The organism is Sandarakinorhabdus limnophila DSM 17366 (assembly GCF_945882885.1).
Classification (GTDB): domain Bacteria; phylum Pseudomonadota; class Alphaproteobacteria; order Sphingomonadales; family Sphingomonadaceae; genus Sandarakinorhabdus; species Sandarakinorhabdus limnophila_A.
Window position 1 is genome coordinate 1 of the sequence record NZ_CAMCWT010000068.1, and the last position, 10,780, is coordinate 10,780.

General features: G+C 65.1%; 11 protein-coding genes. 7 read left to right on the forward strand and 4 right to left on the reverse strand.

Going from position 1 to position 10,780, the window contains the following annotated elements; all coding sequences use genetic code 11:
* Positions 1-243 (reverse strand): DUF2853 family protein (locus Q7O19_RS11880; RefSeq protein WP_303810728.1); only part of this gene is annotated, 243 nt, incomplete at its 3' end.
* 167 nt (positions 244-410) lie between these two features.
* Here Q7O19_RS11880 and coaBC point away from each other — a divergent pair.
* The 4 genes from coaBC to Q7O19_RS11900 are packed head-to-tail and all read left to right on the forward strand — an operon-like array spanning position 411 to position 4,799.
* Positions 411-1,598: a bifunctional phosphopantothenoylcysteine decarboxylase/phosphopantothenate--cysteine ligase CoaBC gene (gene coaBC, locus Q7O19_RS11885; protein ID WP_303810729.1), complete on the forward strand. Its 1,188-nt coding sequence runs from the start codon at positions 411-413 to the stop codon at positions 1,596-1,598.
* Positions 1,595-2,044: a dUTP diphosphatase gene (dut, locus tag Q7O19_RS11890; protein WP_022678726.1), complete on the forward strand. Its 450-nt coding sequence runs from the start codon at positions 1,595-1,597 to the stop codon at positions 2,042-2,044. The genes coaBC and dut overlap by 4 nt, the downstream gene beginning before the upstream one ends.
* A complete protein-coding gene (locus Q7O19_RS11895; RefSeq protein ID WP_303810730.1) occupies positions 2,041-2,796 on the forward strand; it encodes a molybdopterin-synthase adenylyltransferase MoeB in 756 nt (251 codons plus the stop codon). The genes dut and Q7O19_RS11895 overlap by 4 nt, the downstream gene beginning before the upstream one ends.
* Positions 2,797-2,825: 29 nt before the next feature.
* The gene (locus Q7O19_RS11900) at positions 2,826-4,799 is read left to right on the forward strand and encodes a transglycosylase domain-containing protein (RefSeq protein ID WP_303810731.1); all 1,974 of its coding nucleotides are present in this window, start codon (positions 2,826-2,828) and stop codon (positions 4,797-4,799) included.
* On the opposite strand, the gene xth is transcribed toward Q7O19_RS11900, so the two are convergent.
* Together xth and Q7O19_RS11910 are read right to left on the reverse strand one after the other, a co-directional pair.
* Positions 4,796-5,563 (reverse strand): exodeoxyribonuclease III, encoded by a 768-nt coding sequence (gene xth / locus Q7O19_RS11905; RefSeq protein ID WP_303810732.1) that lies wholly within the window; start codon positions 5,561-5,563, stop codon positions 4,796-4,798. The two genes, Q7O19_RS11900 and xth, sit on opposite strands and share 4 nt — an antisense overlap.
* 17 nt (positions 5,564-5,580) lie before the next feature.
* Positions 5,581-7,164 (reverse strand): cisplatin damage response ATP-dependent DNA ligase, encoded by a 1,584-nt coding sequence (locus Q7O19_RS11910; protein WP_303810733.1) that lies wholly within the window; start codon positions 7,162-7,164, stop codon positions 5,581-5,583.
* 58 nt (positions 7,165-7,222) lie between these two features.
* On the opposite strand from Q7O19_RS11910, the gene Q7O19_RS11915 reads away from it, so the two are divergent.
* Together Q7O19_RS11915 and Q7O19_RS11920 are read left to right on the forward strand one after the other, a co-directional pair.
* Positions 7,223-7,951: a MerR family transcriptional regulator gene (locus tag Q7O19_RS11915; RefSeq protein WP_303810734.1), complete on the forward strand. Its 729-nt coding sequence runs from the start codon at positions 7,223-7,225 to the stop codon at positions 7,949-7,951.
* The gene (locus tag Q7O19_RS11920; protein WP_303810735.1) at positions 7,944-9,044 is read left to right on the forward strand and encodes an asparaginase; all 1,101 of its coding nucleotides are present in this window, start codon (positions 7,944-7,946) and stop codon (positions 9,042-9,044) included. The genes Q7O19_RS11915 and Q7O19_RS11920 overlap by 8 nt, the downstream gene beginning before the upstream one ends.
* On the opposite strand, the gene Q7O19_RS11925 is transcribed toward Q7O19_RS11920, so the two are convergent.
* On the reverse strand, positions 9,041-9,244 hold the full coding sequence (locus Q7O19_RS11925; RefSeq protein WP_303810736.1) for a hypothetical protein: 204 nt from the start codon (positions 9,242-9,244) through the stop codon (positions 9,041-9,043). The two genes, Q7O19_RS11920 and Q7O19_RS11925, sit on opposite strands and share 4 nt — an antisense overlap.
* A gap of 386 nt (positions 9,245-9,630) precedes the next feature.
* Here Q7O19_RS11925 and Q7O19_RS11930 point away from each other — a divergent pair.
* Positions 9,631-10,732 (forward strand): IS3 family transposase gene (locus Q7O19_RS11930; RefSeq protein ID WP_303810737.1). Its coding sequence is split into 2 segments (ribosomal slippage): positions 9,631-9,893 and positions 9,892-10,732, totalling 1,104 coding nucleotides; the frame shifts between segments, so codons are not numbered across the junction.
* Positions 10,733-10,780: the final 48 nt, after the last annotated feature.

Here is a 10,780-nt window from a genome sequence, read left to right on the forward strand (position 1 = left end):
CTTCATGCGTTCACCAACGGCGGCGATGGCTGAGTCGAGCACGGAATCGGGGTCGGTCAGGCCCAGTTTCTTTCGGAGGAAATTGGCTTTGACGCGGTCGGTTTCGGCCGGGTCGGTGAACGAAACCAGCGAGGAGTCGCGATTGCGCAACGAAATGCCGCAATAACGCACGATGCCCGCAATGATGTCTCCCTCTGCGTCAGGTACATATTTCCTGACGTCAATTGCCCAGTCTTCGCTCATGTTCTCCCCCCTTCAATAAAGGTCAAGAATATGTCGAAAAGGACGCAGTCAGCAATAGCTCGAGAAGGCCAAATCTTGTGCAAATCCCGCCAACCGAGGTCTGTCTCGTGAAGCGCTGGCAAGCCGACGTCGCCTGCGCTATGCCAGCCCCAGCTCAAGGCGGGACAATGCTTGGCAAGACCATCCTTCTGATCGTAAGCGGCGGCATCGCCGCCTTCAAGACGCTCGAACTGGTGCGCGAACTGGGGCGCGCCGGGGCCCGCGTGCTGCCGGTGCTGACCGAGAACGGCGCGCGTTTCGTGACACCGTTGTCGCTTTCAGCGCTGGCCGGCGAGAAGGTGCGCACCAGTCTGTGGGATCTGGAGGATGAGGCGGCGATGGGCCATATCCAGCTTTCCCGCGCGGCCGATCTGGTAGTGGTGTGCCCGGCCACCGCCAGCCTCATGGCGCGCGCGGCGGCAGGCATGGCCGATGATCTGGCCACCACAGTGCTGCTGGCCACCGACAAGCCGGTGCTGATGGTGCCGGCGATGAACGTGCGCATGTGGCTGCATCCTGCCACCCAGCGCAATATCGCGACGCTGCGTGGCGATGGCATTACGGTGATGCAGCCCGATGACGGCGCGATGGCCTGCGGCGAGTTTGGCCCTGGCCGCCTGCCCGAAGTGCCCAAGATCATGGCAGGGATTGCGGCGCAGTTCGGTTCCAAGCCATTGCTGGGCCGCCACGCTCTGGTCACCGCCGGGCCGACGCATGAACCGATCGACCCGGTGCGCTTCATCGGCAATCATTCGTCGGGCAAGCAGGGTTTCGCCATTGCTGCCGCTCTGGCCGGTCTGGGTGCGCGCGTCACGCTGGTGGCCGGGCCGGTGCATCTGCCCCCCCCCGCCGGCGTCACCCGGGTGGACGTGATAACCGCGCGGGACATGGCGGCCGCCTGCGAAGCCGCCCTGCCCGCCGATATCGCCGTGATGGTGGCGGCCGTGGCCGATTGGCGGGCCGAAACGGCGCCACAGAAACTGAAGAAGCACGGCAGCACCCCTGCGCCGCTGGTGCTGACCGAAAACCCTGATATCCTTGCCGGCATCGGCCACCATGCCCAGCGCCCGGCGCTGGTGGTGGGCTTTGCCGCTGAAACCCATGATCTCATCCCCCACGCTGCCGCCAAGCGAACGCGCAAGGGTGCAGATTGGATCGTCGCCAACGATGTCTCCGAAGGCGTGTTTGGCAGCGATTCAAACCATGTTCATCTGATCACGGCCACGGGCAACGAGGATTGGGGTGGACAAGCCAAGAACGACGTCGCCGCCACGCTCGCTGCCCGCATCGCCGCGCATTTTGCAGGACACGCATGATTTCGATACCGCTCACCATCCTGCCCCATGGCGAAGGCCTGCCCCTGCCCGCCTATGCCACCCCCGGCGCCGCCGGCATGGACGCGGTGGCCGCCGTCACTGAAACCATCGTGCTGGCACCCGGCGAGCGGTTCCCGGTGCCGCTGGGGTTCTGCATGGCGATCCCCGATGGTTATGAAGTGCAGGTGCGACCGCGGTCCGGCCTGGCGCTGAAAAACGGCATCACCGTGCCCAACAGCCCCGGCACCATCGACAGCGATTATCGCGGCGAGGTGAAGGCGCTGCTGATCAATTTGGGCCAGGAGCCCTTCGCCATCGAGCGCGGCATGCGGATCTGCCAATTGGTGCCGGCCGCCGTCACCCGGGCCACGCTGGCTGTGGTCGAGACGCTGGACGACACGCAGCGCGGCGCTGGCGGCTTCGGCTCCACGGGAGTGCATGGGTGAACTTTTCCGACGACGAGCTTGAACGCTACGCCCGTCACCTGGTGCTTCCGGAATTCGGCGGGCGCGGACAGGCGTCGCTGGCACGGGCGCGGGTCGCCGTTGTCGGCGCCGGCGGGCTGGGCAGCCCGTGCCTGCTCTATCTGGCGGCGGCAGGCGTGGGCCGGTTGACGATCATCGACGATGACGCGGTGGCGCTGTCCAACCTGCAGCGCCAGGTGCTGTTTGAAACCGCCGATGCCGGCGAGATGAAGGCGGAGCGCGCCGCCAGCCACCTGCACGCGCTCAACCCGCATGTCGAAACCGTGGCGGTGCCGCTGCGGCTCGATGCCGACAATGTTGATGCGCTGCTGGCCGGACATGATCTGATCATCGATGGCTGCGACAGTTTCACGACGCGGGTGCTGGTGGCAGATAGCGCGCTGGCCGCCGGCGTGCCGCTGGTTTCGGGCGCAGTCGGGCCGTTCGATGGCCAGGTCGCCGTATTCAAGGGCCATGATCCGGCCTTGCCCTGCTACCGCTGCTTCGTTGGGTCGCCAGAGGATCAGCCGGAACGCAATTGCGCTGCCGTCGGCGTGCTCGGCGCGCTCACCGGGGTGATCGGCAGCCTGATGGCGATGGAGGCAATCCGCGAATTGTCCGGTTTCTCGCCGTCCAGCGCCGGGCGCATCACCCTGTTCGACGCGATGGCTGGGCGCTTCCGCACCCTTAGTTTGCCGAAAGATCCGGCCTGTCCCGCCTGCTCTGCCCAATAGCTGCCGTATTTGCTGGATAATACACCCAAGTGCCCCAACGTCGTCCCGCTCCGCGCCCGAAACAGTCCCGCTGGTATATCAGCCTCCTGAAGTGGGGGCTAGTGGCCGGGCTCGCGCTGTTCATCGCCCTCGCAGTGGCGGTCGCTCTGGCTTATCGCGACCTGCCCTCCTTCGACGACATGAAGCGCAGCCCCAATGGCCAGCCGGTGGAAATCCGCGGCGATGATGGCACGGTGCTGGCCAGCTTTGGCCCCAGCTATGGCGCATGGCTGAGCTATCCGGAGATTCCGGCGACGATGAAGAACGCCATGATCGCGGTGGAAGACCGGCGCTTCTGGTATCACCCCGGCATCGATCCGATCGGCATCGTGCGCTCGTTCGTGGTGAACGCGGCGCGCGGCAACAAGGCGCAAGGCGCGTCCACCGTCACCCAGCAGCTGGCGCGCAACCTGTTCCTCACCGCATCCAAGGATTACACGCGCAAGCTGCGCGAAGTGGTGCTGGCGCTGGCCATCGAGCGCAAGTTTGCCAAGGAAGATATTCTCGAACTCTATCTAAACCGCGTCTATTTCGGCGGCGGCGCCTATGGCGTGGATGCGGCATCGCGCAAATTTTATGGCCACAGTGCCCGCCGGCTTTCCCTGGAAGAAGCCGCCATCATCGCCGGGCTGGTGAAGGCGCCGTCGCGCTTTTCGCCATCTGCCGATGCCGAAGCCGCACGAAAGCGCGCTGCCACGGTGATCGCGGTGATGGTGGAACAGGGCGGCATCACGCCCGAAGAAGCCACGGCTGCCGATCCGCGCCAGGTGCGCTTTGCTCCACAGGCGCGCCTGGCCGGCGTGCGGTACTTCACCGGTTGGGTGCTGACCGAGCTGGAGAATCTGACTGACGAAGCCAATGAGCCGTTGCTGGTGGAAACCACGCTCAACAGCCAGATGCAGCGCGATGCCGAAGCCGCGATCCGCGCCGAAGCGCCCAAGGGCGCGCAAGGGGCACTGGTGGCGCTGGCCCGCGATGGCGGCGTGAAGGCGATGGTGGGCGGCACCGATTATGTGCGCTCCAACTATAATCGGGCGACCGTGGCGCGGCGCCAGCCCGGTTCGGCGTTCAAGTTCTTCGTTTATGCCGCCGCGCTGGAAAGCGGCGTGACGCCCGAGGATATCTATGAAGACAAGCCGGTGAGCATCGGCAACTGGAGCCCGAAGAACGACAATGGCCAGTTCATCGGCCCGGTGAGCGTGCGCCAGGCCTTTGCCCGATCAATCAACACGGTGGCGGTGCAGCTGGCCGAACAGGTGGGCTTTGACACGGTGGCGGAAATGGCCCGCCGCTTCGGCATCACCACGCAGATCAGCCGGCAACCGGCGATGGCGCTTGGTTCATCGGAAGTCACCTTGTTCGAAATGACCAACGCCTATGCGACGGTGGCCAACAATGGCCTGGAAAACACGCCCTTTGCCATCACCCGCATCACCACTGGACCGGGCCGCGTGCTGTACAACCGCAGCGAAGGCGAAACCCGCCAGGTCGTCGCCCCCGTTGTGGCAGCGCAAATGACACAATTGATGCAGGCCGCCGTCGAAGAAGGCACTGCCCGCGCCGCTCAGATCGGCCGGCCCTTGGCAGGCAAGACCGGCACGACCAGCAGCAACAAGGATGGCTGGTTCATTGGTTTTTCCAGCGGCATCACCACCGGCGTGTGGATGGGCCGCGATGATGCCAAGGCGGTGCGCGGCCTCGCCGGTGGCCGCGCGCCAGCCCGCGCCTTTGCCCAGTTCATGGCGCGTGCCGTGGGCGGCACCCCGCCCGAGGCACTGGTGACCGAACTTGCCGATGATACGCTGGGGCCGGAGCCTGACGCGCAAAGCTATGGCATCACCATGGACGAAGCCCCGCCCATGGACGGCGAAGCGCCTCCCGGCGACGAGCCGCCGCGGCTGGACGACAATTGGCTGGACAAGACGCTGAAGGAACCGGCGCAGCCGCAGGTCGAGCCGCGTTAACGCAGCACGCAAAAGGCCGGCGCGTGATCGCTGGCCTTTTCCTGGCCCCGCACGGCTTTCATCACGCCGGCATCTGCCAAGCGATCGGCCGCCGCCGGTGACAGCAGCAGGTGATCGATGCGGAAACCGTGGTCGCGTTGCCAGGCCCCGGCCTGATAATCCCAGAAACTCCAGATGCCCCCCACCGGATGGAGCTGGCGCACGGCATCGGTCCAGCCCTGCCACAGCAGCTGCCGGTAGGCGGCCACCGATTCCGGCTGACGCAAAGCGTCGTCGCGCATCGCCGTCACATCCCAGATATCATCATCGTTGGGGATGACGTTGTAATCGCCGGCCAGCACCACGGGCAGGCCGGTTTCCAGCAACCGAGCAGCGTGGACGCGCAACCGCTCCATCCAGGCCAGTTTGTAATCGAACTTGGGGCCAGGCTGCGGGTTGCCGTTGGGAAGGTAGATGCTGGCCACCCGCACGCCCATCACATCGGCTTCGAGATAGCGGGATTGTTCGTCCGTCTCATCGCCCGGCAGGCCGCGCTGCACTTCTGTGGCGGGTTCGCGGCTGAGGATGGCGACGCCGTTAAAGCCCTTCTGGCCGTGGACAAGGCAGTGGTAGCCCGCCTCACGCAACGTCTCGACGGGGAAATTCTCCGTCATCATCTTGATTTCCTGCAGGCAGGCGATGTCGGGCTTGGCCTCCTCCAGCCATTCCAGCAGGCGTGGCAGGCGGGCGTTGGTGCCGTTGATGTTGAAGGAGCCGATGAGCATGGGTGAACCCTAGGCGCTCAGGTGGCGAGCTTCAACAGCGCCGCGATCGTATCGGCCTCGATCGCCGGCTTGTCGGTGCGGATGCGCGAAATGCGCGGGAAGCGCATGGCGAGGCCGGATTTGTGGCGGCTGGAAGCATGGAGCGAGTCGAACGCCACTTCCAGCACCAGCGATTTCTCCACCTCCCGCACCGGGCCGAATTTCTGCATCGTGTGCCCGCGCACGAACTTGTCGAGCAGCGCCAGTTCGGCATCGGTGAAGCCGCTGTAGGCCTTGCCGACCGGAAGCAACTGGCCATCCGGCGTCCAACACCCGAAGGTGAAATCGCTGTAGAGGCTCGACCGTTTGCCGTGGCCGCGCTGGGCATACATCAGCACGCAATCGGCAGTAAGCGCGCTGCGCTTCCACTTGAACCACTGGCCGGCTTTGCGGCCCGCTACATAGGGTGCGTCGCGGCGTTTCAGCATCAGGCCCTCAATGGCGGCATCTCGGGCGGCATCGCGCAGGGTGGCCAGATCAGCCCAGCTGCCGGCCTCCACCAGCGGCGACAGTTCGAACCGGGCCGGATCGAGACCGGGCAGCACTGACGCCAGCCGGGCGCGACGCGCCGTCCACGGCAGGGCGCGCAGATCCTCGCCAGCATGGGAAAGCAGATCATAGGCGCGGATGAAGGCCGGGCGCTCGGCCATCAGCTTCGCCGTCGGTGCCTTGCGGCCAAGGCGTTGTTGCAAGGCATTGAAGCTGCCCGAGGCGGCCACGCTATCTGACTGCCCTTCCCCCCGCACAAGCAGTTCGCCATCCAGCCCCAGCGGCGCGTGCAAGGCCTGCGCCACATCGGGGAAGCTGGCCGAAATATCGTCGCCGGTGCGGCTGAACAGCCGGGTCTGGCCGCCGGCGTGGACGATCTGGACTCGAATGCCATCCCATTTCCATTCGGCGGCATGATCAGCCAGATCGAGCGTCACCCCCTCCTCTAGCGGACTGGCCAGCATGAACGGGCGGAACACCGGCACGTCGCCGGCGGTGGGCGGCGGCGTGGCGCCGGTGGCCCATGAGAACAGCGGTGTGAACGGCGGTGTCAGGCTGTGCCAGACTTCCTCAACCGCCTCCACATCCAGGCCAAAACCCTGTGCCAGTCCTGTCTTCGCCAGTCGTGCCGATACGCCAACACGCAGCGCACCGGTCGCGAGCTTGATCAGCCCATAGCGGCCCTGCACGTCCAGCCGATCGAGCAGCGCCGCGACCGCCGCCGGTGCTTGACCACGCGACAGACCGGAAAGCTGGACGACCACTTCGTCGAGCGCGGGTGACGGTGGCTTTTCGCCCGGCGGATCAGGCCATAACAACGAAATCGTCTCCGCCATGTCACCCACGAAATCATGGGACAGCGCAAACAGGGTCGCATCAACCCGTTCGGCCATCAGCGCCTTGAGCAGACTGGGCTGCACCGCCTTCAGATCAATCGTGCCGGTGAGGGCCGCCAGGGCCCAGCCGCGATCGGGATCAGGCGTGGCCACCAGATAATCCGCGATCAGCCGCAACTTGGCGGTGCGGCTGCGCGTGTAGAGCAGCGCATCGAGCAGGCGGGCAAAGGATTCCATCGGCAATCAGCCCATTAGCATGACCGCCTCAGTTGCGCTAAGGCGCTCAGGAATGAGAATGCGCGATCTTGAAAAGGCCAGTGGCGTCGGCCGGGAAACCATCCGATTCTACATCCGCGAAGGCCTGTTGCCGGAACCGGACAAGACCAGCCCGAACAGCGCACGTTACACCGATGTGCATGTCGCGCGGCTGAAGGCGATCAAGCGCCTGCAGGAAGAACGCTTCCTGCCGCTGGCCGTGATCCGCACTCTGCTGGAGGCCGAGGATGGCGACCGCTGGCTGCTGCCCGAAGTGTTTCCCACGCTGGATGCCCTGCTCGCCCAGCGGCTTGAAGACGGCGGGCCGGCGCGGGTGGTCTTTGACGATCTTGGCCTACCGCCGCACAGCCGCGAACATCTCGATGATCTCATGATCCCGCTGGCCGAAGACGGCACTGTCACCGCCCGGGATGCAGCCATATTGCGCACCGTGCAGCGGCTCGACGATATCGGTTTCACACCGGAACTGGGTTTTGATGGCGGCCAGATGCGCCTGTACAACGTCCTGATCGATTGGCTGACCGCCCAGGAAGTCCGCCACTTTCTGGAGCACACCGCCGGCCATGTTGGCGAGGCCAAGGCCTTGGACATGGCCGAACAAGGCATTTCGGTGATCAACGAACTGCTCGGCCAGTTGCGCACACGGGCGCTGCTGCGTAAACTCTCCGAACGGCGGACCATCGCCAACCCGGGCGCCAACCCGGGCGCCAACCCGGGCGCCAACCCGGGCGCCAACGACAATGGGTGAAGGACAGGCTTTGCACAAATCCACATGGATTCTGGCCGCTGCTATGCTGCTGGCCGGCACGACGCTGCATGCGCAGCCCGTTGAACCTACTGCAACAAGCCAGGTGCGCATATTGGCCACCGGCGGCACCATTGCCGGCAAGGGCAATGCGGCGGGCACCAGCTATCGTTCAGGCGCCGTATCCGTTGACGATCTGATTGCCGCACTGCCGGGGGTCGACAAGATTGCCCGGGTGACCGGCGAACAGATCGCCAACGTGGCGAGCGGTGACATGGACGAAACCATCTGGCGCAAGCTCCATGCCCGCGCGCTGGCGGCGTTTGCTGATCCTGATGTGGCCGGCGTGGTCGTCACGCATGGCACCGACACGCTGGAGGAAACCGCCTTTCTGCTCAGCCTGATCCTGCCGCCGACCAAGCCGGTGGTGGTGGTCGGCGCGATGCGGCCCAGCACCGCCGTTTCCGCCGACGGGCCACAAAACATGCTGGATGCGATACGGGTGGTGACCTCGCCCGCTTCCACCGGGCGCGGCGTGATGGTGGTGTTGAACAACACGATCTTCGATCCGCGTTCTGTCACCAAATTTGACGTGAACCGCGTCGAGGCGTTCACCGCCCCCAGCCGCGGCCCGATTGGCCATGTGCTTGGCCTGGCACCGCGCTATTTCGGGCCGCCGCAGCCGCAGCCCGAAATGCTGGCCCTGGGCGAAGCCAAGCTGCCGCGCATTGCGGTGGTTTATGCCTATGCCGGCCAGACCGACGACGAAGTGCGCGACATCGTGCGCAATGCCGATGGCGTGATCGTGGCCGGGGTTGGCGCCGGCGGCGTTTCCAGCGGCGCCCGCAAGGCGCTGCGGGCGCTGGCGGAAAAGAAGATTCCGATGGTCACCACCCCGCGCCAAGGCCACGGCGACATCCGGCGTTCGGAACCGACGCCAGCAGCGAATTCGGATGATGATGATCGGGTGCCGACGATCGGCGGCCGCGAACTGACACCGGCCAAGGCGCGCATCCTGCTGATGCTGGCCCTGCAGCAGCGGCGGACATTCGCCGAACTGCAGGCGATCTTCGACCGGGCCGGCACAACGAACTAAAAGCCCGCGGATACGGTTAGCACCGGCCCACTGCCCGGCGCAGCATTGCCGCCCACGCGTTGCCGCCAATCGGCTTCGATGCGGATGCCCTTCACCTTGGCGCTGAGCGAGGGGCCAACATCCAGCCGCCAGACATCGGGACTGCCGGTCTGCACGCTGGCCCAAGTGGCGGCGTTCAGCGTTGCCGGGCCAAACCGCACGACACGGGCGCGAGCCTGGCCGCCGGCATAGACCCTGGCCCGTGTCGATCACGCCGGCCTCGCCATAGGCTTCCAGCCGTTGCCAGCTTACGCCGGCGGCCAAGCGAGCCGTGAAAGCGCCTTGCTTTGCCGCACCCAGCGGAATCAGGCGCTCGACTGAAAGTGACACGCCAGGCAGCAGCGTCTGCCGCAGCCCAAGTGCCAGTTGTGCGGTCTCACCGCGCACGCCTTGTGGATCGGCAGCGACATTGGCCCGCGCCACTATCGCCAGCGGCCGACGCGCATAGGGATCGGCGACAAAGTTGACCCTGTCCCGCAAAATGTATCCGGTTTGAATGAGAGGAATCTGGCAAAATCGAAGCTGCTTTGAGCGGAGGATTTTGCTGATGAAGAAGTCGAAGTTCACAGGCGAGCAGATCGCGTTTGCCCTTCGCCAGGCGGAGGTTGGCACACCGGTGGCTGAGGTGTGTCGGAAGATGGGGATATCCGAGGCGGCCTATTACCGCTGGAAGCAGCTGTATGGCGGCCTTGGGCCGTCCGAGCTGCGCAAGATGCGCCAGCTTGAGGAGGAGAACCAGAAGCTGAAGCGCCTTGTGGCGGATCTCAGCCTCGACAAAGCCATGCTCCAGGAGGTGCTAGCAAAAAAGTTTAGCGCCTGGGCGGCGTCGGGAGATCGTCCATTGGGTGCAGAACCAGTTTGGCGTCAGCGAGCGCCGCGGCTGCGCTGCCCTGCGATTTGACCGGCGAACGCACCGCTACCGGTCGGTGCGGCCCGACCAGGCGCCATTACGGCAACGGATCAAGGAGATTGCCGAGGTCCGCATTCGTTACGGCTACCGCCGTATCCACGTCCTGCTACGGCGGGAGGGCTGGCCGGTGAACCACAAGCGTGTGCGTCGCCTCTACCGTGAGGAAGGGCTGAACCTGCGCACAAAGCGTCCACGGCGCCACGTGATGGCGGCGCGCAGGGTCGAGCGCCCATTGGCGCAGCGGCCCAACGAGATCTGGGCGATGGACTTCGTGTCCGACGCCCTGTTCAACGGCAAGCGGTTCCGGGCCCTGACGGTGGTTGATGCCTACACCCGGGAGTGCCTTGCCATCCATGCTGACCAGGGGATCAAGGGCGAACAGGTTGTCGATGTCATGGATCGGTTGCTGTTCGAGCGTGGCAGTGCGCCTGCAAAGATCAGGGTGGACAATGGGCCGGAGTTCATCTCCCGCGCCCTCGACCATTGGGCATATATAAATCGGGTGACCTTGGACTTCAGTCGGCCCGGCAAGCCTACGGACAATGCATTCGTTGAATCGTTCAACGGGCGGCTCCGGGACGAATGCCTGAACACGCATTGGTTCTTGTCTCTGGACGACGCCCGGGCCAAACTCGAGGCGTGGCGACGGGACTTCAATGAGACCCGACCTCACACGTCACTGGGGTTCATGACACCGGCCGAATTTGCTTCATCGGCCGGGGTTAACCCCGGCCGATGAAGCGCCAGATCTCTCATTCTGGCCGGATACAAAACTGGGACAGGGTCA